Origin of the sequence: Acidiferrobacter sp. SPIII_3, from assembly GCF_003184265.1 — a bacterium.
Lineage (GTDB): Bacteria > Pseudomonadota > Gammaproteobacteria > Acidiferrobacterales > Acidiferrobacteraceae > Acidiferrobacter.
The window spans coordinates 1,535,737-1,561,954 of the sequence record NZ_CP027663.1 but is presented as its reverse complement, the minus strand read 5'-3'; the positions used below and the strand labels follow the sequence as shown (position 1 = coordinate 1,561,954).

The following is a 26,218-nucleotide window of genomic DNA, read 5'->3' as shown; positions in this document are numbered from 1 at the left end:
GGAGACCCCATGCCCGAGATACTTCTAGGCGACAAGACCTACGCATGCGCCGACGGCGAAACCGTCCTCGAGACATTGACCCGGGGCGGCGAGAGCATCCCCTCCTCGTGCCGCAGCGGTGTCTGCCAGACCTGCCTTTTGCGGGCCGTGGAGGGGCAGGTCCCCGAGGCCTCCCAAAAAGGCCTGAAGGACACGCTGCGCGCACGCGGTTACTTCCTGGCGTGCCAATGCGTGCCGCGTCAATCCGTGCGCGTCGAACATCCTGGCGCGGAGGCCGGGCGACTCGCCGCGACGGTGCGCGCGATCACGCCTTTGAACCGCGAGATCGTCTCGGTCGCCCTCGAGTGTCCGGACATGGGGGACTACCGTGCCGGCCAATTCATCAACGTGTTCAAGGACGAGGGGTTAAGTCGCAGCTACTCGCTCGCCAGCGCCCCGGCGCTCGATCCGCACCTCACGCTCCATGTGCGCAAGGTGTCACAAGGCCGGGTCAGCGGGTGGATCCACGAGTCCCTGCAGGTCGGCGACCAGGTGGCGGTCAGCCGGCCGCTCGGGGAATGTTTTTATATGCCGTCCGACCCTGACCAGCCACTGCTGCTTCTTGGCACCGGATCCGGCCTCGCGCCACTCTACGGCATCATCCGCGATGCCCTGCGTCATGGCCACCGCGGCCCCATCCATCTCTACCATGGAAGCCGCCATAAAGACGGACTGTACCTTGTAGACGAGTTGCGCGCGCTTAGCGGTGGCCATGCCACCGTCCACTACCATCCGTGCGTGTCGCGTGAGGATGCGACCGGGGATCTGCGTCACGGACGCGTGCTCGACGTCGCCCTAAACGATCTGCCGCGCATCGCCGGCTGGCGCACCTTTCTGTGCGGCCATCCTGACATGGTGCAGTCCGCGAAAAAACGCCTGTACCTGGCGGGCGCGGCGCTCAAGGACATCTACGCCGACGCCTTCATCCGCAGTGCCGCCTGACATCCGCTCCCGGACGCCCGCCGCGTCCCAGACGCCGCCCCCGCCTCTTACCGGCGCGTGTGGCGTTTGCCAAGCGCCCAGTACACCACACCCCCGGCGACCACCACCGCCGCAAGCTCTTCACCGAGCCGCGTGAGGTCGATGGCGCGCGCCACCGGAAACACCGGCGGCGGAGGTGACCACAAAAATGCATACACGAGTGGTGCCTGCATGCGGAAACCTTCGAAATTCGTCCATACGTTGTTCCAGGGCGGGTACAGGCAGACCCCGGCGGCGGCGGCCACGACCAACACGAGCCACACCGTACGCACGGGATCCCGGCGGGCCGATGGCCGTGATCGCCGGGCAGCAGGTCGCTTAGAGGACTTGCGTGTCGTCATGACGGTAAGGCGGCACGCAGCAGCACAGGATCACAAGCGCCGCAGAGACGGATGCCTCCACGCGGTGGGCGACACCCGCGGGGATCCGTATGGTATCGCCGGCCTTGATCGCAAACCGCTCCACGCCACGCTCCATGGTCCCCGCGCCACTCACCACGTGATAGATCTCTTCGCTGCAAAGATGGCGGTGAAGTCTTGTTGCGGCACCGGCATCGACCGTCGCCTGGGCAAGACTCATAGCCCCGTCACCGTGATGATCGGGGTGCCATAATTCCCGGATCCGTGATCCGTCCTTAGTCTCATAGGCCGGCTGCGGCCTGGCCACTGGTTCACATACGCACGGGTTCATGCGGATATTCTATCGGGAAAGACCGTCGCTTGTCCCGCCCCGCCCCTCTGCGGCCTGCCGACACCCCGGCCATCACGCCCCATCGGAACCACCGTGATGCCCAAGGGAAGGCCGTGGCCCGCGTCCCCGACCCGGCACCGCGCAGGCGCGCATCACACGCACCCCATGGCCCATGCGTCGGCCGCCCCCATCGCGCCCGGCCGTCGGTCCTCACACGCCACCCGGCGCCAGACCCCCACCGTTTTCCCCCGATGGTATCCCGAACCTGCGTGAACCAACAGGTACGTTGTCGCCCGTTTTCCGCTATTCCTTGGCGCTCATGCCACAGGGGATCATCATGGCCGACATCGCATCGTTCACGGAAGCCGGGCTTACCGTCCGCGTCCTCGAAACCCGCGAAGACCGCGACCGGGGGTTCCGGCTGCGTCACGCCATCTATTGCCAGAAACTCGGCTGGGTGACGCCACGCCCTGACGGCCGGGAATGGGATGACTACGATGACGGATCGACGACCGTGGGTGTATTCGCCGGCGACGGCACTATCGTCGGTCTCGTGCGGCTCATCCCGCCGGGGCGCCCGTTCATGCTGGACCATGACTTCCGGCCTTTGCTGCCACCCGGCTATCGCCTTCCCAGGGGCCCGGACTATGCCGAGATCACGCGTCTTGCGACATTGCCGCCGACCCCTGGCGAGGCGCGACCGCTCGCCGCTTCAAGCCTGCTCTATAAGGCGATCTATCGCTGGGCCTGCGCACGCGCCATACGGTTTTTATATCTCGTCGTCGAGACCCGCTACCTTCGCCACCTGCGCCGTCGCGGATTCCCGTGTGTCCCGCTTGGACCCCCGCGACGGTTCGGCACCGGCCCCTTATGTATCGCGGCGCGCTTCGATCGCCAGGTCTTCGAATGCCAAACGGACAGCCGTCTCACGCGTTTTCACGATTGGCTCAAGGCGGACGCGCCAGTATCCCGAGAAGCGTCGCCTTGGCAATCGCCTGGGCGCGATTACGCGCCTCCAGCTTGCGCATGGCATTTCCCACATGAAACATGACCGTCCGTTCGCGGATTCCGACGATTCGACCAATCTCCCACGTGGTCTTGCCAAGGCTCGCCCAATAGAGCATCTGCTGCTCGCGCGGCGTCAATCCCCGGCTGGCATCCTGTGGCCACAGACCAATGCCCGGCCGCGAGAGTCGTAGCAACAGATCGTGCACGGCCGGCGCCAGACATTCGATGATCGTGCGGTGCCGGGCCGCCTGCCCCAGGGCATTGCCCCAGAACGACAACAGGCTGCCGCATCCGTCCGTGCTGCTCCGTCCTACGGTCACACCCTCACGCAAATCGAATGCCCTACAAGCCTCGATAAACGCACGCTCGGTTGTCGAGTGCGCCGTGCGAAAGGCCTGCGACCAGACCTGGACATCCTTACCGCCATGATAACCGCGCACCACCGGATCCACCCGGTCATAACGCCGTTCGCGGTACAAGGCCAACCACTCCGGCGGGTAGCCGAAGTTCAGGAGTTGGCGGACCTCACGAATCCCGCCATCGGCCTCCCAATGTGCCAGAATGCAGATCACGCCACGCACCGGCAGCAGGCCATATATCGACCGAAAGACCGTGTTCGCCGCCTCGATGCTGTCGGCCCTGGCGGTTACATGGCTGATCTCCGCGACATTCAGCAGATCCCGCCTCGACAGACGCGCCAGCCTCTTGCGCATATCGGAACCCCCGCCCTGTCAACCCGTCTCCGAAACCTCATGATGATTTTACCTTAGCATCGGACCCAGGGCCGGGCAACACGGGAAATTCGATAGGTGCACGGTGTTTTATATTTGGACCAGTTCCAATACGGACATGGCGCTATCCATACATCCTCCTCAGAAATCCGGGTCCAGTACGATCCGATAACGGGCCTTACCGGAGCGCAAATGATCAAGCGCATCGTTCACGCGGCTCATGGGGAAATGCTCCACCATGGGCGCAACCTTATGACGCTTGCTGAACTCCAGCATGTGCCGGAGCGTGCTGATGCGACCGAATGGCGATCCCGACACCGACTTTTGGCCGGCTATGAGACTGAACGCCCCGATATTGAGCGGCTCTAGTACCGCACCCACGAAATGGAGTTGACCGCGCGGCGCCAGGGTCGTTATGAAACGGGGCCAGTCGAGCGCTGCACTGGTGGCCACCAAGAGCAGGTCCAGGGAGCCTGTGATATCCGTCAAGGCCCGCTCATCAGTGCTCGCCACGACCCGGTGGGCCCCCAGAGACTCAAGGTCCGGGGTCTTGCCGGCATGCGAGGTAAAGGCGGTCACGTCACAACCCCAGGCGCGCAGATATTGCAGCGCAAGGTGCCCCAATCCCCCGATGCCCACGACCCCGGCACGATCGACGGGACGCACGCCGAGCTCCATGAGTGGACTGAACACCGTGATTCCGCCACAAAAAAGCGGCCCGCTGGAAGACGCGGGCAGGGCCTCGGGCAGCGCAACCGCCCATGCCCAGTGGCAACGCACCCGCTCGGCAAAGCCTCCGTGACGCCCGACGATGGTCGCCTCCGCCGCGAGACATAGGTGATGGTCGCCGGCCATGCACTGCGCGCAATGCATGCAGCTGCGCGCGAACCATCCAAGACCCACGCGCTGGCCGTCGGCGAGCCCGCGCACCTCGCCGCCACGCGCCACGATCCGACCGACCACCTCGTGACCCGGCACCAGTGGGTAGCGGGATAGACCCCACTCGTTTTGCCACATCGACAGGTCGGAATGACAGAGTCCGCAATATTCAACCTGGATCTCCACCTCATCGGCCTTGAGCAGACCCGGGTTGTAGGAAAAACGCTCAAACGGCTTGCCAGGCCCGGCCGCGGCCCAGGCGTTGATCGACTTCGTCATGACACCTCCCGATCTCACATCCCAAAGACATAGGGGGCGCGGCCCGTGGGCCGCACCCCCGTTTCCCGGTAAGGTCGCACGATAGCCATTCCGGCCGTTGTCGACAAGCCGCTTTGGGCTGGCGCGCCAGCCTCCTCCTGGTTGGAATCCAATCCTGCTATACTGGAGCGAACCCATAATGGGCTTTACGGCAACCATGTCTATTCACCGTAGACGCAGCGCTTGGCGCCATCCACCGGATCACGTATTACGCCGCCTCGTACTCATGGTGGTCGTTCTCGGTTCTTTCGCCATCGCCAGTCCGCGTGCATCGGCGGACCTGAACCATGATGCCCGCCATGTCGGCCATAGCCTGGGCGCGGCCGCCCACGATGTCGGGCACAAGGCCAAGCGCGTGGGACTGGCCATCGGACATGAGGCCAAGAAAGTCGGGCTTGCGATCGGCCATGCCGCCAAAGCCGGCGGACTGGCCTTTTGGCATGCCGTCAAAGGGCATCACTGAGCGGGTTAGGGGCGCGGGCTCTGTAATTGCTCTCCCATGGGGACGTCAACTACCCCGCCAAGCCTAGACGGCTAGGGCGAGAGTTTCGTGCTCATTGCCGGCAATGGCCGGTCCGCGGTGAAACCTCCACCGCTCCACACCGCGGACAGTTCCCGCCCGGATAATTGGGCTTCCATCCAACGCCGCACCACCCCCCGCGTCGCGTTGTCATCGCGGCCATAGGTGGCGGCGCAATGCGGATACGGATGGTGCCGATCGGAGGGGATCTTCTTCGTGTCCGGCAGCTGCCGGCATCCACATTGTGGGCCGCGCACAACCCCCCTCTGCATGGAGGTAGGGCCCATGACAGCGTTGCGTGGTTTTCAACTCCCGCGTAGGCAGCCCCTCATACCAGGACCCAGCCTCTTCCGCTCGGGTCCGGATTATCGTGAGGAAGGTTGCCGGGGAGGCGACAAATTCTTACCGGTTTCCTTATACACGCGGATGCCTCCCTCCCGCACCGTGCGTACAACCGCTGATGCAGACCCCGCATCATCCCGAGCCGCTCCGCTTGGACGGTGTTGGGATAGAGGTGGTACGTGACTTTGCGATTCGGTATGTTTCCATTATCCCGAATCGCCAGGACCGTGCGAACAGAAGAGCGCTCGCCATCAGGGAAGCTGGCGCCACCTCACCACCCCCTGAACCGCTGCGCGGTTATAGGCGGAGCCCTGCGGCACGTTTTGGTAGATGATCCGGCGCCAACGAGTGATCATGCTGGCCCCCAAGGATGTCGGCCGTGATGATACCATGGATGGCCAGATAGGTGGGCGTCGTATCACCACCGTGCAACAATCGAAATCGCTACGATGCGCGTAACCTCTCAACGGATATCAGGGCGCGCCACTTCTCGCCGCTATAAAACGCATTGCACTCATTCTCGGTGCCCGTGTCCGATTAACGGCTTTCCATCGTATAGATCACAGGTATTCCGTCTCCTTGTACATGGCCTACCGGCATCGCACCACGGGCGAATCGGCGGTTAATTGGAGCAGTTCCCTTGGTCAACCCATTACAGTATGACGTGACGTTCCCGCCTCGGAGACGTTCGCGACGAGTGTGCCCCACGGCCGCCGTCATTGGCCGAAAGACACGACCACACGCAGGGCGCCGCCGGCGGTGTCTGGCCATGACAGGATTCCGGTCTGCCGGAGGGCTAGCGCACGCAAAAGCGGCAGGCTACGCGCCGCCGGGTTGCCGGCGCGCAGGGCCTCGAGCGCGGCATCCGGCATGGGGACGTCGGTTGCTGGATCGCCGCATCCCCATTCCCACGACAACTTCGCGCGCCACCCCGGTGGTTGCTCGGCGGTCAGGGCCAGTGCCACGGCAAACGGTGCGCTAATCCGGCGCACCGCCGCAAAAGCCGCAGGCGGCGGGAGATCGTAGGCGATCAAGAGGCACGCGCGGCCGGGGCCGACCGTGGTCAGGGCCTCGAGCAGACCGGCCGCGAAGCTGTCGTCATAAGCGGACAGACTGGTCGTAGGCGCCCGCGAGCCGGTCGCGATCCCCCAGTAGCCCCCGGCGGCGTTGTGCACGGAATTGTGAAACAGGATCGGCGACAGGGCGATGGGCGGCTGGGCCAATGCCCGGCAGTTCTTGTCGGCGATCTCCAGATCGCCGCTTGCGGAACTCAACACCGTCGCCACCCCCGCCGGGTCCCAGCCGGCGGCGCGCAGGGCCTGCCATCCGACATCCAGGGCATAGCGCGCGGATATCGGACAGCGTCGCGCCTCATTGGCGGAAAGTCCTTCGGCGAGCGGCACGCGTACCGCGTCATCCCGATAAGCCCGTTCACCGGTTAATATGGCGCGCGCCACCTGCGCGTCCGGAAGGCCCGGACCCAGGACGCCCCATGCGGCAACATAGATGTTCATGGGCGCCATTCGAGCGCGAGGCAACAATTGCTGCCGCCGAATCCGAAGGTATTGACCAAGGCCCGGCGGATTACGCCGGGTTCGCCTGAAAGCAGCAGACGCGATCGGAATCGCGGATCGGGCGATCGCGTAGCGACGGTCCCCGGCAGGAACCCCGCGGCCATGGCCTCGGCCGTCAACACCACGCCGCACATACCCGCGGCCCCCAGTGTATGCCCGATGGCCCCCTTGGTGGAGCTCGCCGGGACTGCGCCAAGACCCGTGCGTATCAGCGCCAGATCTTCGGCGGCATCGTTGTGCGCAGTCCCGGTGCCATGCAGATGCACGTAGTCAACGGTGTCCGGTCGCCAGCCGGCGCTCGTGAGTGTCGCCTCCAGCGCCGCGCACGCCCCCCGCGCCTCGGGATGCGGGGCGGTCATGTGATAGGCATCCGCGCTGTCGCCGGTGGCCACCAGGCGCAATCCTCGGGATTCGCCGAGATCTCCGGCCGGCGCCAGGAGCGCGAATCCCGCCGCTTCGCCGATGGCAATCCCATCGCGGTCGACGTCGAACGGTCGGGGATAGGTCCGGGACAGGAGATTCAACGCATGAAAACCATAAAGTGTGGTGTCACACAGACTGTCGACGCCGCCCACTACCACAGCCCGGCAGGCGCCGGAGGCGATGAGCCGCGCGCCGGTGGCGAACGCCTTGGCGCTTGACGAGCACGCCGTCGACACCACCAGCGCCGGGCCTTTGACGCCGAGATAGCGGCGTACGAAGTCCCCACAGGAAAAAACATTGTGAGTCTCGCGGTACGGGAAATCAACAGGCAGTGCGCCCCGCCCCTGGAAGACCGGGGCACGGTAGGCCGCCTCGGTGGCGGCGATCCCCGAGGTGCTCGTGCCGACCACCACCCCGATGCGCTCGGCGCCCAGGCGGCGCGCGGTTGCGTCCACCGCCTGCGCGAAGCCGTCGGTGTCGAGCGCAAGCCGCGCGAGCCGATTGTTGCGGCAATCGTAGCGTGCCAGGGCCGCGGGCATGACCACCCCCTCCAGACCCGCGACGCGCCCGATCGTGCATGCCGTCCCGTCCCCCAGGGTATGCGGAATCAACATCGACCGCCCACTCATGAGCCCGGCGCGGTGGGCGGCCAGGCCGCGACCGAAGGCGCTCGTGAGCGTATAGCGAATGATGGCGAGAGCGTCCCCCATCACGAGACCCGCGACGCGCCCAAGGACCAGGCGGCGGTAAAGAGGAGCGCGAGCAGCGCCCCGAGGCTCACGGTCAGGCCCACCGAACGCAACATCGCCACAGGCGCTGTGGCCATGACCCCGAATCCGGTTATGGTGGTGGCCGCGCATACCCAGGGCGCAAGCGGCCGGCGCTCGGCGATGAGCCCATGCTCCCCGAGAAACAGCGCGTAGCCCATGCCAAGACCGGCAATGAGCAGCAAGGCCACGAGGTTCAAAAGCGTAAGGCCTGGACCTGTCATCACCAGCAAGGCGCAGGCGGTCACGATCGCCGCGGCCATCGGCAGCACAAGGCGCGCGGCCTCGCGCGCCGATCGCAGACCGATGGCGATGACCAACGTCATGAGCGCCCCGGCGATGAGCGCATGACGCAACAGCGCCGCGCGATAGCGGGCCATGAGACGCCCCACGGCCTGCTTCACCACCACATAGTGGGCCCCCGCGACCCCGCTCGCCCGGATCGCGCGCGCCACGCGCCGGGGGTTGCGGACATCGGATAGATGCACGAACGCCACGCCCCGTCCATGGACCCGCATAAGCAGGCTACCCATTTGCGCGCGCATCGGCGCCGGCAGGTCCGCCGGACGCAGCGGAGCCGCATGGCGTGCCCTCGCGACCGCCGCCACGAATCCGCGAAACGCGCGCCGGCGAAACGGCATGCCGGCGGCCGCGGCGCGCAGCCGCCGACGCAGGACCGTGGGCGGTGGCAGCGCACGCGCCCGGCGCCTCTGTGCGGCCACGCTCGGCAGGTACTCGGCCGCCATGCGGTAGCCGGCGAGCGCGCGCCCCCGGCGCAGCCTTGCCAGGACTGGTCGCAGCGCGGCGCTGGCCACCAGCGCCCGTTCGCGATTGGCGGCCGTCACGACCACGAGCGACGAGAGCCCTGGTACCCCGAACGCCCGGCTAAGCCGCCCGGTCTCGCGCATGAGGGCGTGCGACGCCGGACTCAAGGCCGACAGGTGGTCATCCCACACATGGCCGCCCTGCTGCCCAAGAACCCCGATGGCCGCCACCGCCGCCACCACCACAGCGGCGCGCGCCCGGCGAAGTCTGGCGGAAACCCGCGCCGCACGATCATCCCAAGCGGACAGGTCGGCGCTCGGACGCCATGCCGGGATCATAAACGGCAGGATATAGCGCGCCGCCCCTGCTGCCGCCGCAAGCCCTACGGCCGCGAATACACCGAGCTGCACGAGACCGGCGAGATGCGAGGTGATCATGGTGGAAAAGCCGATCACCATGGCGATCATCGCCAGTCCCAGGGCGCGCGCCACGCGCCGCGCCGCGCGCGGAACGCGCTCCCCGGCCTGAACATGCAAAAGCACATAGGTCGGGTAGTCCATGGCCACGCCGATCAGCATGGTGCCAAACCCGAGCGTCGTGATCGTAAGCCTTGGAAACACCAAACCGATGACCGCGGTGGCGACCATCGCGCCGCTTGCAAGCGGCACGAGACTCACCAGCAGCGGCGGTCCCGAGCGATACACGAATCCCAAGATCCCCGCCACCAGCACGAGGTCGATGATCGTCAGAAACTTGGCGCTGCCCGCGACCTTGTCATTGGCCTCCACCGTTATCGCCCCGGTGCCACCGATCTCCAGAGACAGCGGCTGATGATCCACGGCATGCGCGAACGCGGCGTGGATCAGGCCGAGCGCACGCCGCTGGGGTCCCACCGAAAACCCCGACGCGCGCGTCTCCACCAGCAATAGCGCCGCATGGTCGCCACGCGTCACCCACACGCCATGCCGCGAGCGCGGCCCCGCGGCCGCGCCCCTCCACGGTCGCGCCGCGGCCATGACCGCGCCCGTGGGATCGGCCAGCACCTGGGTGGCGCTCAAGCCCGCCGGGGATTCGAGAATGGCAAGATCGCGCCGCAGATCGGCACGCAGGGCCGGAACCGTCCACGACGTGCGCGGCGCCAGCAGATAACGGTCGCGGAACAAAAATCCCTCGAGGCCCCGTGCTAGCGTCTGCCCGCCATCGGCGACCAGGGAAAAATCCCGGGTATCGCGGCGTAATCGCCGGGTGAGCGCGCGTGAGGCCCGCGCCCGCTGTGCCCCGCTACCGCCGTGAATCGCAAGCAGCAAGAGACGGGATGCGGCACCCTTGTGAAGGCCGCGCACCAGGGCGCGCTGCACGGTGCTGCCCGAGCGCGGCAGAAACGCCGTCAGGCTCCCTCCGAAGTGGACGCTATGAACGATCAGCGCCGCCAGTATCGCCAGCACCGCCAACCACACGGCGGTCACCGTCAATGCCAATGGTCTGGCGTTCACGGAAGGATGCGCATGTCCGAGCTATCACCGTTCGGGGCACGGGTCACGATCTCGGCAAGACGCGCCCCATGCCCGCTGATCGCGACACTCACCAGCGCCCGTTTAAGGGCGACAAGGCGCGGGCGCAGCAGCAGTCGCCAGGCCTTGCGATCCCCCTGCAGGCGCGTGCGGAAATCATGCGTGAGCAAGGCGTAGTTCCCGCTCAAAAGCCCCTCGAACCCGGACACCATGGCGATCACGCCGGGGTAGTGGCTGACCGGGACCCCCCGGTGCGCACGATTGACGAACAGCCGGTCACCGACGATCCGGTATACGGCCTTGCGCGGCGCACTCTGGATCATGATGAGGGTATCGGGCTTCACATACTGGAGCGTGCCACGGGCATGCACGGGGCGCCGCAGACTCGCCAGATGATTGACTTCGATAAACCGCACCTTATGATTCACGGTGTGCGCCAAGGTCTTTAGCAGCATCGGAACCGTCCATGGACGACCGGCCGCGAGGGCCGTCCCTGTCGTCAGGATCGCGACCAGCGCGACGGCGAGACGAATCCCCGTCCGGGGCTTGCCAGAAGTCATAAAAATTAAACCAGTTGTCGGGGGCCAGGCGACAGAACGCCCCCAGGGTCTGCGCATAGCGCTCCCCAAGCTGTCGCATCCATTCATCACGCGCCTTAGCGTCCGGGGCCGGCCCGCACAGCGGTTCGAATACCAACTCATAGCGGCACACACCGTCGGCGGCCGCGCCGTAGAGCGCGGTAAAGAAGAATACCGGGGCGCGCAGGACGGCTGCAAGCCGCAAAGGTCCCAACGGGAATGGCGCTGTCGTCCCCAGGAAGTCGGCGAGATAGGTGGTCTCGCCGGCGATGGTGCGGTCGCCCATGAGCCCCACCAGGCCTCCATGCGCGAGAAACTCCCGCACCCGCAGCAACGAGGCCGGGCCGCCCAAAGGTACGATCGAATCTCGCGCCTCGGGGTGCAGGACCGCCAGGATCTCATTCAATTGGCGCGACACTCCGGTGTGCATGATCACCTGGATCTTCAGCGCCGGGTGCCAAAAGGCGGCGGCGCGCGCCGCCTCGAAGCTGCCGAGATGCGCGCCGAGCAGGATGACGCCCTGGCCGCGGTCCAGGTACGAGGCGACCGCCTCGAAACCGCGAATCTCGTAACGCGGCGCGTCGCGATGCCGGGCCAGCAGATAGACGCGGTCTAGGATCGTGCGCGCAAAGGTCAGGTAATGACCGAACAGGCGCCTGCGCGTGGGGCGCTGGCCGTCCAGGGCCTGATAATAACGGCGCAGACCGGCGCGGCCCTCGGGCAGGGCCCAGAAAAAATAAGCGGTGATCGGCCACAACAGGACGCGCGTCGCGCGTCGCCCCAGGCGCAGCGCCAGGACACGTGCCACGCGCAGCCCGAAGCGGCTTCCGCGTTCGCGCTTTTCAAACCACGCCTGGGCCATCGCCGTCCCTTACCCGCCCTGCCCCGAACAAACCACGGTCCGTGCCGTTTTAAGTCCGGCGTGCGCCGATGGTCGCGGCGAGCGCCCGCAGGGACGCGAAGATGACGCCGTTCTCCGGGTCATCGGATCGCAGTTGGATACCATAATGCTGGGAGATCGCCAACGCAATCTCCAGCATGTCGATCGAATCGAGCCCCAGACCCTCGCGAAACAGCGGGGCCTCGGGATCGATGGAGTCCGCATCGAGCGCCAGGTTCAGGCTGCTCACGAGCAGCTGCGCAATCTCGCGCTCAAAATCGGTTTGCCTGCTATTCACCGCGCCTATCCTCTCGAAACCCAAGCCATTCCCCTACACGCCGGGACTGCCACCCGATCGCTCGTACCGCCATCATCAACCATCCCCGGAGCGAATAAACACCCACACCACCGCCGCCCCGACGATGAGCGTGTTCGACACCTTCAGCAAGGGGCTCGACGCAAACGCCGCACCCGAGTAATTGCGATAGCGCCCGAAGATCGCAAAATCGAAGGGGCCCGCGTGCGTGCTCACGGCCGCCGTAAGCCGCACCCCGGCATAACCACCAGGGGCGGAATAGGCCGGCCGTCCCGCGACCGCATAGGCCGCCGGCACGCCGAAAAAATACCCGTTGACCCCGCGGCTACGAAAAACGGGGCCAAAGCTTACCACAATGGGCCAGACGCGCCCGCGCGGGGTACGCGATTCGACGAACGCCGAGGCGCTGCTGCCAAGCGGCATCAGCCGCAGACCGGGACCCATGGCCCAACGATAGCGGGTCCGGGCGCCAAGCCAGATGCGCCACCCGTCGGCGCGCTCCGGGAGGCGCACCATGACATCAGGCCCCAGGGCAAAGGTCGGGTCGAGACTCGGCATACCGGCGCGCGCATCCGGCGTACCGGCCGCCGCCGGCGGCGAGCCGTTGGCCCCAAGACCGATACTGAGCGACGAATGACGGGCCCATTTCGCGCGCAGGTGTTCGTGATGCAGGTGCAGTGTGGGTGATTCGTATTCCCAGTAAGGATAGGGATAGGCGAATGGCCGCGCGCTGTCGGAACCCGGATAGGCAGGCGCCAGGAAGATGGCAAGCCCCAGCCCCCCTCGGTAGTGCGCGGTCTGGGCCGCCACCGTGCCGACCCCACACATGCCCAGGGCCATACACCCCAGGCGCACACCCCATGACGCACCCTGCCGACCCGCCGACACCGTTGCCATCTCTCCTCCCGTGGGCCGTGCCTGCGCCGATCGCCCGGCATCTCCGCCGGCCCTTATCGTCTCTCGCCCCGCGCGCCACCCGCCACCACCGCCTCGATCTCCAGGGCGAGCTCGGAGCGGCAGATATCCCCGCGCAAGGTCAAGGCCGGCGCCGTCCGCCACGGCCGCGGCCACGACAGGCGGGCATCGTCCGGGTCGCGCATGTAGGCCTTGACGGCCAGCACCTGCCGGTCCGCCCCGAGGCCCGCGCACGCCACGAGGGCATCGAGGTTGGCGAAGGTCTCGCGCGCCTGCGCCTCCCGATCCCCGGGGGCCTGGCTCTCATGGCCGACGATGGCCGCCGTGCCTGATATCCATAACCACTCGCGGCCGGCACTTGCCACCTTCATGGCGCGCACGAAATCCGGGGGGCGCGGGCCATAAATGTCGGGATAGCGGTAGGCGCTGACCTGCCGCGGGTTCTCGATGGCGATACCGGGGACGCGCCGCGCCAGCACATGCAGTGTCAGATCGCCGCGGGGTGCGCCGATGCAGGTCGCCGCCGGGCGCAGCCCGCCGCGCGCCAGATAAGCCTCCAGGGCCCGGTGGCGACCCCGATTGAACTGCCGGTACCGTTCGAGCCCCTCGTCTGTAGCGTGGATGTCCGGAAAATACTGCCACGCACGGATCAGGTATCCGTACCCCTCGCCCTCGGCGACGCGCAGGATGCGTCCATAGGCCTCGGCCGCGACCGACGCCATGGCGTCACGGGCAGCGAGCGCAACCGATGCGAACAGCCACTCGCCGTCGTGCGCGTAGTGTACGCCCTCGCGTATCACCGATATCGCCGGGCCACCCGCGATCACTTCATACATCGGCGGCCCCATGGGGGCCAGGGCCGTGGCGACATAGGGCGCGCGCCCTCGCCAGGCCGCCTCGATCCCATAACCCACGACCCCGAGAATATCGCCCCGACCCTCGAGCTCCTCGCGGCGATCCAGCGGATAATAGGAGATCCTCATGCCCTCAGCACGGCCCCCGCGAAGGCCTGCCCGGGTGGCATACGCCCGGGTCTCCCGGCGCCTCGCGTCATCGCCGGGCCCGCCGTTCCTTGCCGCCTCCCGCGAATCCGTGTAGCTTCGATGCCATGCCAAGCCCCCATCCCTACAGACCTCACCCCGGAAGCCCCGGCCATGACACGCCCTAGGGATATCAGGACCTCGGCCCGCCCCGGACGACCGTAAACCGGTTTGCACTCATGCATCAGATGACTCCCTTGGGCGGCATAGGCCCCGTTCTCCCATCACCAGGCGCGCCACGGCCCCGACGCCCCCGCCCTGTCCGGTGGCTGCCAGGGGGCCCGTAATGGCGCGCCTCGATGCCCGCCATGTCTTCCAGACCGTCAACGCCCTCGATGGCCTGCTGGCCGCCGGGGCCGCCTGTCATGCCGTGGCCGCGGTCCCGGCCTTGGCGGCGATCGCCGCCACCCAGGCGGCGCTGACAGCGTCCTGTCTGTGTCCGCGCTGCCCATTCCTTGGGCCTGTCATCACCCGCGTCGCCACCACCGAACCCCAGGTCGCGCTGACCTTCGACGATGGACCAGACGCGACACTCACCCCGCGCATCCTCACGCTGCTCGCCCAATATGACGCCCGCGCCAGCTTTTTTTGTATCGGCCGTCGGGCCCGCCAGGCGCCGCACCTCATACGCGCCGCCGCGCGCGCCGGCCATAGTATCGAAAACCACAGCTGGGACCATAGTCCCCGCTTCGCGCTCTTTGGATCGCGCCGCCTGGCGCGCGAGATCGATGACACCCAAGACCTGCTCGCCGACTTGAGCGGCCGGGCGCCATCATGCTTTCGCGCACCGATCGGGTTCCGCAATCCGTGGCTTGCACCGCTGCTCGCCGAACGCGCCCTGCAATACGCCGCCTGGTCGCACCGCGCCTTCGACACCCAAGACCCGACACCCGCGCGCATCGCCCGGCGGTTGTCGCGGGGCCTCGTGCCCGGTGCCGTGCTATTGCTGCATGATGGCCGCAACGCCCGCGATCGCTCCGGGCGGCCGGTCCTGGAGACGGTCCTGCCGGGCCTCCTCCAGGGCTTGCAGGCCCGCGGGTTGCGCGCCGTCGATCTGCCCACGCTGCTCGCCCGCCACGACCGCGCGCGCCGGTCTCAGGATACGCCCGAGCGCGACGCGGCCCCCGCCCCGCGGGCCTTCAGATAATCCTCGTAGCCGCCGCCGAAGATTGTCACCTGCCCGCCGTCGAGCTCCAGGATCTCGGTGGCCAGCGATGATACGAACTCGCGATCGTGACTGGCAAAGATCAAGGTGCCGGGATAGTGGACGAGCGCCAGATTCAACGCCTCGATCGACTCCATATCCAGATGATTGGTGGGCTCGTCTAGGATCAGCACGTTGGGCGCAAGGAGCATGAGCTTTCCGAAGATCATGCGCGCGCGTTCGCCGCCCGACAACACGCGCACCGACTTCTCGCTCTCCTCGCGCGAGAACAGCAGGCGCCCGAGCACCGCGCGGATCGCCTGCTCGTCATGGGTCGGCTGCGCCCACTGGCTCATCCACGCCAACAGCGTAAGATCCTCGGCAAACGCCTCGCCATGATCCTGCGCGCAATACCCCACGCGCGCGCCCTCGGCCCACTGGATCTCGCCTGCGCGTGGCATAAGTTCCCCGGCGAGGGTCCGCAAAAGCGTGGTCTTGCCGGCGCCGTTGGCGCCGATCACCCCGATGCGCGCGCCGGCCCCCACATACAGATCGAGATCCCGCCACAAGAGATCGGCGTAGCCCTGTGCCAGGGCGCGCAACTCCACGGCCTGCCGGTAGAGCTTCTTGCCCATGTCGAAGCGGATATAGGGGCTCACGCGACTCGAGGGCTTGATCTCGTCTAGCTGGATCTTTTCGATCTGACGGGCGCGCGAGGTCGCCTGGCGGGCCTTGGAGGCATTGGCCGAAAAACGACTGACGAAGGCCTGCAGTTCGGCGATCTGGGCCTTCTTGCGGGCGTTGTCGGCCAGCCGCCGTTCACGCACCTCGGTGGCCGCGGTCATGTACTCGTCGTAATTGCCCGGAAAGATCCGCACCTCCCCATAGTCGAGGTCGGCGATGTGTGTGCATACCTGATTCAGAAAATGGCGATCGTGGGAGATGATCACCATGGTGCTGCGCCGCGCCACCAGCAGTTCCTCCAACCAGCGGATGGTGTGGATGTCCAGATGGTTGGTGGGCTCATCGAGCAGCAGGATGTCCGGATCGGGAAACAACGCCTGGGCAAGCAGCACGCGCAGCTTCCATCCCGGCGCCACCGCGCTCATCGGGCCATTGTGCTGGGCAATCGGCACCCCAAGCCCGGTGAGCAGCCCCGCCGCCCGCGATTCGGCGGTATAACCGTCACGGGCGGCGAAATCGGCCTCGAGCTCGGCCACGCGCATCCCGTCGTCCTCGCTCAAGGAGGGCAGGCCATAGAGGCGTTCGCGCTCGGATTTGAGGCGCCAAAGCTCGGCATCGCCCATGATGACGGTATCGAGCACGCTGTACGACTCGAATGCAAACTGATCCTGTCCGAGTTTGCCGACGCGCTTGTCGGCCTCCCAGGCGACCGTGCCGGAGCTCGGCTCGAGGTCCCGCCCCAGGATCTTAAGAAACGTCGACTTGCCCGAGCCATTGGCGCCGATGAGACCGTAACGGTGTCCGGCGCCGAACTTCACGGACACGCTCTCGAAGAGCGGCGCGGCCCCGAACTGCATGGTGAGCTGAGTAGTGGAGAGCACGAGAGTCCTACCGAACCGAGTCGGAGTTTGCGCAAACAAAGCCGCGCAGTCTACACGCAAAGGCCACGGCGCGTCATCTCGCGCCCGCCTCCTCAGTCGTCCGCGTTCGCGGGTCCGGCAAGCTCCGGCGCCGACAGCGGACGCGGTTCCTCGGGCAGGATATCGAGCGCGGCGATCTCCTCCTCGTCGGCGGCGCGCAGATCCCGGAAACGCCGCGCCTGCGGCAAGACCCGGGCCTCGAGCGTGCCGACGGTCTTGTTGTAGGCCTGCACCGCGGCTGCGAGTTTCGCGCCGGTATCCGACCAGCCCCGGCCGAGCAGGGCCACGCGCTTGTAGAGCTCACGGCCGAGCGCGGCGATCTCCTCGGCGTTGCGCGCGATGGCATCCTGTTGCCAGCCATAAGAGACCGCGCGTAACAGCGCGATCAGGGTGGTGGGGCTTGCCGGAATCACCTTCTGGTCGACGCCGGTCTCGATCAGAGACGGGTCTTCACGCAGGGCGGCGCTGAAGAACACCTCGCCGGGCACGAACATGACCACGAACTCCGGGGCCCGCGGAAACTGTTCCCAATAGGCCTTTTTCGCGAGTTGACCGAGATGCGTGCGTACCTGGGCGGCGTGACGCTTGAGGTATGAGGCCCGCACCGCCTCGTCATCGGCCTCCACGGCGTTCAGATAGGCGTCGACCGGGGTCTTGGCGTCCACCACCACGTGCCGGCCGCCGGGCAGTCTCACCACCAGATCGGGACGCAGGATGCGCCCCTCGTCTCCGGTCCTTTGGGCCTGTTCGATGAAATCGCAATGATCGAGCATACCGGCCATTTCCACCACACGCCGTAATTGCAGCTCGCCCCAGCGCCCGCGCGCGGCCGGCTCGCGCAGGGCCTTCACGAGGTTTGCAGTCTCGCGATGGAGTCTCGGCAGGTGGCTCTCGATCAGTGCCTTGACCTGATCCGTGAGCGATTGATACGCGCTTTCGCGCTTGACCTCCAGCTGTGCAAGCAGCGCATCGACGCGATTGAGGCGCTCCACCACCGGCCCCACGAGGTGCGCGATCGCCTGCTCGCGGGCGTGCAACTCGGCGCTCGCGCCCTGGGTGAGGTTCGCCAGACGCTCCTGGGCAAGCCCCAGGAATAGCTCGTTGTTGCGTTGCAACGCCTCTTGCGACAACCCCTTGAACATCTCGCCTACGGTCTTTTGGGCATCGCGCAAAGACGCCAACCGCTCGTTATGGATCTGGTCTTCGTAGCGCGCGCGCTCCGTGAGCTTCATATGCTCGATCTGCAGCGCGCCGAACGCAGCGTTGGCGCGCGCTAGATCGGCATCACGCGAAGCCAGCGTCTGCCGGGTCTCTTCAAGCGCCGCGGCCGTGCGCCGCTCGCGCCCCCATAGCCATGCGCCGACCACACCGCCTGCAAGCGCCCCCAGGATAGCGGCCAGTACCGGGCTCATGACGTCCCGCGCCGGGGCATGCCGCTAAGACCGCCCATGGCGCCTACCATCACGGCAACCCCAAAGGTGCCTCGGCCTCGCCGGCCGCTTGCGCCTCCCACTCGCTCACAATAGGCTGCAGTTGCGCCAGGACCTCTCCCAACCGGCGACCGCGCTCGGTCAGGCGGTAGGTCACCTGGGGCGGGACGCTCGGCACCATCTCACGCGCCACGAAGCCCGCGCTCGCAAGCCGCCGCAGGCGCTCAGTCAAGAGTCGGCTCGAGACCCCGGGGATGGCGCGCTTCAAGGCCCCGAAACGCAGCGCACCCTGGGTCTGCAGCACCCACAAGACATGCGTCGTCCACGGCCCCGCAAGGAGCTTCAGGACGGCATCAACCGGACAGGGTGAGGATGTCTCCATGGTTACTTTTAAATACCTACTTCACAAAGATAACTAAGTACGGTTAGAGTGCGGTCATCATAACGCGTTTCCTCACAGGAGGGTTGCATGAGCCGCATTCTGATCTTGTACTACAGCACTTGGGGGCATGTGGAGCGCATGGCCGAGGCCGTCGCCGAAGGGGCGCGCACGGTCGCCGGCGCCACCGTCGACATCAAGCGGGTACCGGAACTGCTGCCGCCCGAGACCCTGGCGGCCATGCATGCCAAGACCGCGCAGGCGGCACCCATCGCCGAGCCGGCCGATCTCGAGCATTACGACGCCATCGTATTTGGCACGCCCACGCGTTTCGGCAACATGTGCGCGCAGATGCGCCATTTTCTGGATCGCACCGGCTCGCTATGGAGTGCCGGCAAGTTGATCGGCAAGATCGGCAGCGTGTTTGTCAGCACCGGCACGCAGCACGGCGGCCAGGAGACGACCGTGACATCCTTCCACACCACCCTGCTCCACCACGGCATGATCATCGTCGGGGTCCCCTACTCCTGCCCCGGACTGACCCGCATGGATGAGGTCACCGGCGGCAGCCCCTATGGGGCGGCCACGCTCGCGGGCGGCGATGGCGGCCGCCAGCCGAGCGCCAATGAACTCTCGGTTGCGCGTTTTCAGGGCGAACACGTCGCGCGGCTGGCGGCACGCCTGCAGACCGCGGCGTGATCGACATCCGGCGCGCCGATCACCGCGGCTTGAGCGAGCACGGATGGCTCACGAGCCATCACACGTTCTCGTTTGGTGACTACCACGACCCCGAGCAGCAGGGCTTTGGGGATCTGCGGGTCATCAACGAGGACCTGATCCGCGGCGGGGGCGGATTCGCCGCGCATCCGCACCGCGACATGGAGATCGTCACCTATGTCCTGGCCGGGGCGCTGCGTCATGAAGACAGCCTGGGCCACGGATCGGTGATCACGGCCGGGGATGTGCAGCGCATGACCGCCGGTACCGGCGTCGTCCATAGCGAGCGCAATGCGTCGCGGCACACGCCCGTGCATCTTTTTCAGATGTGGGTGTACCCCGATCGCCCCGGCCATGCGCCCGAGTATGAACAGTTCACGCCGCCCGCGGACGGCCGGCGCGGCCGCTTCCAGGTGCTGGTATCCGGCCACCCGGCGGATGCCGGGCTCCATTGGCACCAGGACGCCCGGCTGTTGACCGCCGATCTCGCCTGCGGCGAGTCCGCGAGCCTGCCCATCATGGCTTCCCGCATGGCCTATGTGCATGTGATCCACGGGCGCATCGCCACATGCGGCGCGACCCTTCATGCCGGCGATGGCGCGCGCCTCGTCGACACCGGGGAGGTCGCGTTCACCGCCGACACCGACAGTGCTGTGCTGTTCTTCGACCTGCGCCGGCAGCAGCTGTGATCCGATGACGCGGGGACCTGGACCGTCGACCTATGCGCGCCTCATCGAGGCTTCGTGGGAGGAACTCCGGGAGCGGGGATTCAAGGCCGCGCGACTCGATCGCATCGCCGCGCGCGCCGGGGTGACCAAGGGCGCGCTCTATCATTATTTTCCGGATAAGCGATCCCTGGCCCTGACGACGCTCGTGGAGACCATGGGCCGGGAAATCGACCAGCTATGGATACAGCCCCTGGCCTCCGAGGGCGACCCCCTGCCGCGGCTTGCGGCGGGACTCGTCCACCATATCGCCACCGGCGACGCCTGCACCCACCGCTCACTGCCGGGGCTGATCGCAGAGCTCGTGGCGCATGACCCGCCCGCCCACCTTTTGATAAGCGAGCGGCTCGCGCATTGGCGCAAGCGGCTTAGCGCCGGCCTTACGCGTGCGCGCCATGCAGGCTTCGTTTTGGCCGACATCGATTGCGAGGCCGCCGCGCTGTTCATTCTGTCGGCATGGGAGGGATGCCGAGAGACCGTGCGTTACGCCCATCCCTCGACCCTGTCCCGCTGCGCTCAAGAACTCCTGCGCTACATCGGCGCGCTGCGCGGCCCCGCCCACGCCTCGGCAAGCGACCGCTTGGAGTCCTCGCCCGCGCATCCCACGGGCACGCGCTCGGGCATGGCCTAAGCCGCGCCCTCGTGTCATCACCGCCGCCGACACCTTACGCGCCGCGGTCGTGTCTGCTAGCATGCGCACATGTCGTCTCCTGTCACGCGTCGCGGCGCCACCGCCATCCTGATCTTAGCCATACTGGTCCTGACCTTCGTCCCGCTCGCATTGCGGCCGCTCTTCAATCTGAACGAAGGCCTCTATGCCGAGGCCGCGCGCGAAATGCTCGCGCACAATCCGATGATACCGCGCCTCGATGGCATGCCCTATCTCGAGAAGCCACCGATCCTCTACTGGCTCATCATGCTGTCTTACAAGATCTTCGGCATAGGAAAGTTCGCCGCGCGCCTGCCCTCGGCCCTGGCCGCCCTCGGGACCTTGCTGGTTGTGACACGTTTCGCCCGCGCGCGCTTTCGTGAGCCGCTATGGCCGGCGGTGATCCTGTTCTCGTCGATCGGCTTTTACATGATGTCGCAGCTCGCGATGTTCGACATGACGTTCACGCTCTTTCACACCATCACGCTGCTTGCGTTCTACGCCTATATCGAGCGTCCCGAAGAGCCCTCGCGGTTGATGCTGGCCGCGGCCGCGAGCGCCTTGGCGTGCCTTACCAAGGGCCTCATAGGGATCGTCCTGCCCGGGCTCATCGTGATCGTGTTCCTGGCGCTCGAGCGACGCACGATACGCTGGCGGCCGTTTCTCGCCGCCTGGGCTGTCTTTTTCGTCATTGCCCTGCCCTGGCACATCTGGATGGTGCTGCACGTCCCCGGATTCTTCGACCGTTACATCATTCAGGAGCACTTCGACCGCTTCCTCGGGACCCCACGGCAAATTTGTTCTCAAGCCATGACCGTGGCACGGGAATTGGAGGTCAGCCGCAGATAATCCATGACCGTGCGTGAGCGCCTGCCGAGTCGGCGCATCATTGCGGCGATGGATTGCCCCGGTTTTTGGAAGGACTTGAGCACGCCCAGCGCGAAACGGCGCAGGCGGGTGATATTCTCCGGGCCGCGGCCGGTGCGGATGCGGCTGCGGTCCTCGTCGTAATTCCAGTCGAGCTTGTGATGCTTGGCTTCGATGGTCCAGTGCCCGCGATTGAGCTTGAGCAGACGTTCAGGGCAGGCGTTGTGCGAAGGACGGCTGGTGATCCCGAGCACGACCTCGCTGCTGTGCTTGCCGGTCGTCTTCTCGACACTTTCGCGCTCGATGAGGAAGCATTGGCCGACATGCGGGAAGTCGAGGTAATCGTTGAGCGCGTCCGTGCACCAGATGCGGCGGGTTTCGATGCGACCGTGGGCCAGGGTCGGCGTTTGGGTGTAGTCGGGTGCCCCGCGCTCCTTGAAATACAGCGCGATGGCGGCCTGAAGCGCCGGCTGGTTGCCCTTGACCGTGAAGTGGTAGTGTGCTCCTTGCCGGACGATGTGTTCAGCCAATGCGCGTTGCGTCAGCAGCGCATCGGCGGTGATGTCCCGGCCGGCGAGTTCGCATCCCGCAAGCAGCGGGATGGCCATGCCGATTTCGTTGGTCTGCTTGTGTTCGTCGGCCCCGGCTACAGGCAGGGTACCGACTTTTTTTGGGCGTAGCAGTGTTCGGACTCGTGTCCGACGACGCTCATGATGTGTGCCTGCCGGCCCTCGTCGTCAATGGCGCCCTTCATCGTCTTGCCGTCGATGGCCAGCGCCTCGTCGATGAGGCCCCAGGCCTTTTGCCACGATGCGAGCGCGGCGTCCAGGGCGCCCGCATCGATCCGGACGAGGCAGTCCCGGATGACGAATTCGCTGGGTACCTCGTAATGATGGTCCTTCCCGTTCATGCGCCTGCGCCGACAGCCGAAGCGCGCCCGGGCGGCCTGCCCCAGATCGGCGGCCCATTCGGCCATCGCCTTGTAGCCACGCAAGCCGCAGAGCGTCGCGCCAGCGGCCAGTGCCAGCACCACCGGCAGGCGGTGCCGACGCCCTTGGGCTCGGCGCGGATCGGGAATGGCGGCAAAACACAGGGGAAGGGAGCGCATTTGGTGGGCGTTGAGTTGCATCTTCGGGGTCCCGGTGAGGCCCAGCCGGTCGCGGTCGGGATGGATGAGCAAGGCGGTGGCGCGGCGGTGCAGCGGGCGCACGAACACCCACTTCGGCGCCTCGGCCTCGTCGCTGTAGCCTGTGCGCGTTCGCCGATAGCCGCGCGTCTTACCCAGTGCCAGCCAGTTGGCGGCTCGGTAGACGCCGCCATGAAAGCGGCGGGGATCGACGAAGGTTTCCAGCAGCAGCAACGAATGGCCGAAATGCCGTTGCCAGTCGGCGGCGACCCGCCGTTCAAGCAGGCCGAGCACACGCGAACCGACATTCGGGAAGCGGCCTTGCGGAAGAATCAGGAAGCGGCTGTTGTTGGCGATGAGCTTCAGGCGGTCATACTGGCTGCGGAAATCCCAGCCGATCCAGCGATCGCGCACGCCGCACTTGAGTGCAGCCGCCGATAGCGTGAGCTGCGCCAGCCATTGCCCGCGCCACGTGGCGACATACCAAAGGGTCTCGCCGAGCTTCGGGAGATCGCCAAGGTAATGATGACGGGCCATCTGCTCCTGATAACGCGGCCCTTCGCCACGCGTGACGGGCCGGACCACCAGTTCTGAAAGGGCCTGGCCGTCGAAAATCGGGGGTGCTTCCATACGCCCATGATGCCGCAGCGCTGCAGGCTTGTCCAGTGACCGAGGTTAAGTTGTTCTATAGGGACGGGAATCTTCTGAGGACAAATTCGCCCTGCTCGGGACCCTGAAGCCGATGGACTACCGGAGGCCGCCGTTCTACTATAATTTCGAGCACCTGCTGCTCGGTATTTTCCCGTGGACACCGTTTTTCCTGGAGGCCTTCATGAGGAGGCGGCCGTACGACCGCCTGGATCGCTTCCTGCTCATATGGGCGGCGGCCTATCTCATCTTCTTCACGCTGTCCAAGACTTCATCGTCTTACTACATGCTGCCGGCGATGCCGGCGCTCGCGTTGTTTCTGGGACGCGCCCTGCCCGACCTCAGGGGCCGTTCACTCATGCGATTGTTAGCGGCGTTCGCCGTGCTCTGCGTGATCGCCGGGGTCGTGGCGCTGCACATTCCGCACGTGGCCATGCGCCCCTACCTCGTCGGCGCGGCGCTCATCTATCTCGGCTTCTTCCTTGCGGCGCTATGGGAGCGCCAGCCGCGCACGATGCGCGTGCTGCCGATTGTCGCCGTAGGCTCGCTTGCGGCGTTTGCCGCGCTTTTTCTGACATTCTCGATCGCGCACCCCAATCGCTACGCCTCGAAAGACCTCGCCATGGCCTTGATCCCGCATCTCACGCCGCACTCCTATGTGTTCGTGGCGCATCATTACGAGGACCTCTCGTCGTTGGACTTCTATCTCCATCGGCCGATCTATGTCTTCGATCCGCGCCAAGGGGATCTCTATTACGGCATCCGCCATAACCCCAAGGCGCACCGTCTGATCACCGGCAAGGCCCTGGTGGCACTGGCACGGCGGCAACGGGTGTTCATCGTGGGCTCGATCAAGGATCAGGCCTCATGGGCACGCTATGGACACTTCCATGTCGTGGCCAGCAATGGTCGTGACGTGGCCGTGGAAAACACGGTCCGGGACCACCGCCCGGCCTTGCGGCACGCGCGCCACGCGCTTGCGAACCACGCGCATCCGCCATCCCGCGCCCACCCGCGCCATCAGGTGGGACCGGCACACGCCGCATCGGCCGGGACCTAAGTCGGAGGGCGCGGCCGTGCGACACGGGGTACAGTAGAACCCGTCGCAAGGATGCGTCGATACCCATCAAGGACGATGGCGGGCCCCCTTCCCACGGAAGGGGGCTTTTTGTGCCAGGCGCCCGGAGCTATTCGATCGCCACGACCGCGGACGCACGCGCCCCAACCCCCGGAACACCAGCCCGGACCTATGGGCCCGGGCCCCTTTCCCGGTCGCCGGCCTTGGTTGCGTGTAGCGGGCGCCGGCACCGGTAGCGGCGCGCTCAGACCCCATCGGCTCGCAATGGACCCCTTGATCGCCATCATCCCGTCCCCCGAAACGAGGTCTGTACTCCTCCTTTAATCCGTCACCACCGGAATCCAGGGGGTGTCCATGCGGCCGTCCCGCCAGAACTTGGCGCGCGTCACCATCGTAGGCAGCGGTTTCGCGTCCCTCTTTTTCCTCATATACCTCCTGGAAGACCCGCCTTTCCTGCCGATCCCTGCCCCCCTGCGGCGAATGCGCGCCCATCTCGACATCACGCTCGTGGGGCCACCTCAATTCGTGTACTTTCCGGCGCTGCCGGAATTTCTGATCGGTGCGCGCACGCGCGAGGACGTGACGGTCGACATCCGGCCGTTTTTGCAACGCCGCCATGTGCGCTTCATCGACGATCGCATCGCCGGCATCGAGGACGCCGGACGCTCGATCGTAACCGCGAGCGGGGCGCGCTACGACAATGACGCGCTGTTTCTCGGAACCGGTCCCACGTTTCGCAAAGACGAGATCCCGGGGACGCGCGCGTTCACCGGCTCGCCCTGCTACGGTCCGGATGACATGATGCGTTTCGTGACGCGCGTCGCTGGCCTGAGCGAAGGGGTCATCTCCATCGGATTTGCCTTCCACAAGGAAGAAGGGTTCGTGGCCGGACGCACGGGCCCGATGTACGAGTGCGCGTGCCTGCTGGATTTCGCCCTGCGCCGCCGCGGCGTGCGCGACAAGTTCGAGATCCATTTCTTTTCCCCGAACCGTGCCGCAGGCGAAAAGGGCCCATTGACGGACCGGCTCGTGGAGCGCGGCATCATCATGGACGACGGTTACGCGCCGGCGGCATTCGTCGCCGGCGGCATGACCGACGCCAACGGACGCTTTCGGCGCGCCGATGCCATCTTATACTCACCGCCCATGACCGGCCCGGCTTATGCCGATACCGCCGGGCTTGCGCGCACGCCCGGCGGCCACATCGCCGTCGATCGCTATGGCCAGGTCCCGGGCCTTGCCCGGGTGCTGGCCGCCGGCGACTGCGCCGGTCACGAGGCCCCGCCCTCGTGGGTGCCCCACCAGGCGCACATGGCGCAATTGCGCGCCAGGGCCGCCGCCAATCTGCGCGAACTGCTCGCCGGCGCACCGCCCTCGCACCGCTATCGCCATGAACTCTCGTGCATCCTCGACATGGGCGATGACGCGCTCTGGATGCATCGCTCGGAAGACGGCAGGCCACCCTTTGGCGGTCTCTTCCCGCGCCGCTCGCGGCGTCTGATCCGCGTGAAATCGACCTTCGAGAAGGCCTTTCTGCTCTATCTCCGGCGTTTCTGAGCCCTCGTTTGCGGGTC

Annotated in this window: 27 protein-coding genes; 10 read left to right on the top strand and 17 right to left on the bottom strand. The window is 66.3% G+C overall.

Translation table 11 applies throughout. The features are described 5' to 3' along the window. Positions 1–9 precede the first annotated feature (9 nt). Positions 10–981, top strand: coding sequence for a 2Fe-2S iron-sulfur cluster-binding protein (locus tag C4901_RS07825; RefSeq protein ID WP_110136851.1), 972 nt, complete (start codon positions 10–12; stop codon positions 979–981). A gap of 47 nt (positions 982–1,028) precedes the next feature. Here C4901_RS07825 and C4901_RS07820 read toward each other — a convergent pair whose 3' ends face one another. After that, positions 1,029–1,292 carry a hypothetical protein gene (locus C4901_RS07820; protein ID WP_110136850.1) on the bottom strand — a complete coding sequence of 88 codons (264 nt, stop codon included), beginning with the start codon at positions 1,290–1,292 and terminating at the stop codon, positions 1,029–1,031. Between the two features lie 46 nt (positions 1,293–1,338). Continuing rightward, positions 1,339–1,599 carry a cupin domain-containing protein gene (locus C4901_RS07815; RefSeq protein ID WP_240611847.1) on the bottom strand — a complete coding sequence of 87 codons (261 nt, stop codon included), beginning with the start codon at positions 1,597–1,599 and terminating at the stop codon, positions 1,339–1,341. Between the two features lie 448 nt (positions 1,600–2,047). On the opposite strand from C4901_RS07815, the gene C4901_RS07810 reads away from it, so the two are divergent. Further along, a complete protein-coding gene (locus C4901_RS07810; protein ID WP_168185628.1) occupies positions 2,048–2,761 on the top strand; it encodes an acyl-homoserine-lactone synthase in 714 nt (237 codons plus the stop codon). Here C4901_RS07810 and C4901_RS07805 read toward each other — a convergent pair. Beyond that, positions 2,658–3,431 (bottom strand): autoinducer binding domain-containing protein, encoded by a 774-nt coding sequence (locus C4901_RS07805; RefSeq protein WP_110136847.1) that lies wholly within the window; start codon positions 3,429–3,431, stop codon positions 2,658–2,660. The genes C4901_RS07810 and C4901_RS07805 overlap by 104 nt on opposite strands. Before the next feature lie 159 nt (positions 3,432–3,590). Next, positions 3,591–4,607 carry an NAD(P)-dependent alcohol dehydrogenase gene (locus C4901_RS07800; RefSeq protein ID WP_110136846.1) on the bottom strand — a complete coding sequence of 339 codons (1,017 nt, stop codon included), beginning with the start codon at positions 4,605–4,607 and terminating at the stop codon, positions 3,591–3,593. Between the two features lie 265 nt (positions 4,608–4,872). Here C4901_RS07800 and C4901_RS07795 point away from each other — a divergent pair, with 265 nt between their 5' ends. Beyond that, positions 4,873–5,109 (top strand): hypothetical protein, encoded by a 237-nt coding sequence (locus C4901_RS07795; protein ID WP_110136845.1) that lies wholly within the window; start codon positions 4,873–4,875, stop codon positions 5,107–5,109. 1,115 nt (positions 5,110–6,224) lie between these two features. Here C4901_RS07795 and C4901_RS07790 read toward each other — a convergent pair. From C4901_RS07790 to C4901_RS07755, 8 genes are all read right to left on the bottom strand, one after another. Further along, positions 6,225–7,022, bottom strand: coding sequence for a beta-ketoacyl synthase chain length factor (locus C4901_RS07790; RefSeq protein WP_168185627.1), 798 nt, complete (start codon positions 7,020–7,022; stop codon positions 6,225–6,227). Continuing rightward, positions 7,019–8,215: a beta-ketoacyl-ACP synthase gene (locus C4901_RS07785; protein WP_110136843.1), complete on the bottom strand. Its 1,197-nt coding sequence runs from the start codon at positions 8,213–8,215 to the stop codon at positions 7,019–7,021. The genes C4901_RS07790 and C4901_RS07785 overlap by 4 nt, the downstream gene beginning before the upstream one ends. Beyond that, the gene (locus tag C4901_RS07780; protein WP_110136842.1) at positions 8,215–10,530 is read right to left on the bottom strand and encodes an MMPL family transporter; all 2,316 of its coding nucleotides are present in this window, start codon (positions 10,528–10,530) and stop codon (positions 8,215–8,217) included. The genes C4901_RS07785 and C4901_RS07780 overlap by 1 nt, the downstream gene beginning before the upstream one ends. Then, positions 10,527–11,003: a LolA-related protein gene (locus tag C4901_RS07775; RefSeq protein ID WP_110136841.1), complete on the bottom strand. Its 477-nt coding sequence runs from the start codon at positions 11,001–11,003 to the stop codon at positions 10,527–10,529. Before C4901_RS07775 ends, C4901_RS07780 begins: the two co-directional genes overlap by 4 nt. Continuing rightward, on the bottom strand, positions 10,966–11,988 hold the full coding sequence (locus C4901_RS07770) for a hypothetical protein (protein ID WP_110136840.1): 1,023 nt from the start codon (positions 11,986–11,988) through the stop codon (positions 10,966–10,968). Before C4901_RS07770 ends, C4901_RS07775 begins: the two co-directional genes overlap by 38 nt. Before the next feature lie 49 nt (positions 11,989–12,037). Continuing rightward, positions 12,038–12,304, bottom strand: coding sequence for a phosphopantetheine-binding protein (locus C4901_RS07765; RefSeq protein WP_110136839.1), 267 nt, complete (start codon positions 12,302–12,304; stop codon positions 12,038–12,040). A 75-nt stretch (positions 12,305–12,379) separates the two neighbouring features. Beyond that, complete coding sequence (locus C4901_RS07760) at positions 12,380–13,219, bottom strand: MipA/OmpV family protein (protein WP_110136838.1); 840 nt, start codon at positions 13,217–13,219, stop codon at positions 12,380–12,382. Between the two features lie 53 nt (positions 13,220–13,272). Next, positions 13,273–14,220, bottom strand: a complete 948-nt coding sequence (locus C4901_RS07755) for a pteridine-dependent deoxygenase like protein (protein WP_110136837.1) — start codon at positions 14,218–14,220, stop codon at positions 13,273–13,275. A gap of 343 nt (positions 14,221–14,563) precedes the next feature. On the opposite strand from C4901_RS07755, the gene C4901_RS07750 reads away from it, so the two are divergent. Continuing rightward, positions 14,564–15,424 carry a polysaccharide deacetylase family protein gene (locus C4901_RS07750; RefSeq protein WP_110136836.1) on the top strand — a complete coding sequence of 287 codons (861 nt, stop codon included), beginning with the start codon at positions 14,564–14,566 and terminating at the stop codon, positions 15,422–15,424. Here C4901_RS07750 and C4901_RS07745 read toward each other — a convergent pair. From C4901_RS07745 to C4901_RS07735, 3 genes are all read right to left on the bottom strand, one after another. Next, positions 15,373–16,986, bottom strand: a complete 1,614-nt coding sequence (locus C4901_RS07745; RefSeq protein ID WP_110136835.1) for an ABC-F family ATPase — start codon at positions 16,984–16,986, stop codon at positions 15,373–15,375. The two genes, C4901_RS07750 and C4901_RS07745, sit on opposite strands and share 52 nt — an antisense overlap. A gap of 92 nt (positions 16,987–17,078) precedes the next feature. Then, entirely contained in the window at positions 17,079–18,437 is a 1,359-nt protein-coding gene (locus C4901_RS07740; protein WP_110136834.1) for a DNA recombination protein RmuC, read from the bottom strand. A 49-nt stretch (positions 18,438–18,486) separates the two neighbouring features. Further along, positions 18,487–18,837, bottom strand: coding sequence for a helix-turn-helix domain-containing protein (locus C4901_RS07735; RefSeq protein ID WP_110136833.1), 351 nt, complete (start codon positions 18,835–18,837; stop codon positions 18,487–18,489). A gap of 87 nt (positions 18,838–18,924) precedes the next feature. Here C4901_RS07735 and wrbA point away from each other — a divergent pair, with 87 nt between their 5' ends. The 4 genes from wrbA (at position 18,925) to C4901_RS07715 (ending at position 21,774) form a co-directional block, all read left to right on the top strand. Beyond that, positions 18,925–19,533 (top strand): NAD(P)H:quinone oxidoreductase, encoded by a 609-nt coding sequence (wrbA, locus tag C4901_RS07730; protein ID WP_110136832.1) that lies wholly within the window; start codon positions 18,925–18,927, stop codon positions 19,531–19,533. Further along, positions 19,530–20,240 (top strand): pirin family protein, encoded by a 711-nt coding sequence (locus tag C4901_RS07725; RefSeq protein WP_110136831.1) that lies wholly within the window; start codon positions 19,530–19,532, stop codon positions 20,238–20,240. Before wrbA ends, C4901_RS07725 begins: the two co-directional genes overlap by 4 nt. A 4-nt stretch (positions 20,241–20,244) precedes the next feature. Continuing rightward, a complete protein-coding gene (locus C4901_RS07720) occupies positions 20,245–20,907 on the top strand; it encodes a TetR/AcrR family transcriptional regulator (RefSeq protein ID WP_168185626.1) in 663 nt (220 codons plus the stop codon). 69 nt (positions 20,908–20,976) lie between these two features. Beyond that, positions 20,977–21,774, top strand: a complete 798-nt coding sequence (locus C4901_RS07715; protein ID WP_110136829.1) for a glycosyltransferase family 39 protein — start codon at positions 20,977–20,979, stop codon at positions 21,772–21,774. Here C4901_RS07715 and C4901_RS07710 read toward each other — a convergent pair. Beyond that, a complete protein-coding gene (locus C4901_RS07710) occupies positions 21,729–22,400 on the bottom strand; it encodes an ISAs1 family transposase (protein ID WP_110136043.1) in 672 nt (223 codons plus the stop codon). The genes C4901_RS07715 and C4901_RS07710 overlap by 46 nt on opposite strands. 38 nt (positions 22,401–22,438) lie before the next feature. Then, complete coding sequence (locus tag C4901_RS18010) at positions 22,439–23,548, bottom strand: Druantia anti-phage system protein DruA (RefSeq protein ID WP_205736087.1); 1,110 nt, start codon at positions 23,546–23,548, stop codon at positions 22,439–22,441. 112 nt (positions 23,549–23,660) lie between these two features. Between C4901_RS18010 and C4901_RS07700 the strand changes: the two genes are divergently transcribed. Both C4901_RS07700 and C4901_RS07695 read left to right on the top strand, forming a co-directional pair. Next, the gene (locus C4901_RS07700) at positions 23,661–24,626 is read left to right on the top strand and encodes a hypothetical protein (protein ID WP_110136828.1); all 966 of its coding nucleotides are present in this window, start codon (positions 23,661–23,663) and stop codon (positions 24,624–24,626) included. Between the two features lie 372 nt (positions 24,627–24,998). Next, positions 24,999–26,201 carry an NAD(P)/FAD-dependent oxidoreductase gene (locus tag C4901_RS07695; RefSeq protein ID WP_110136827.1) on the top strand — a complete coding sequence of 401 codons (1,203 nt, stop codon included), beginning with the start codon at positions 24,999–25,001 and terminating at the stop codon, positions 26,199–26,201. The last annotated feature ends 17 nt before the right edge of the window (positions 26,202–26,218 follow it).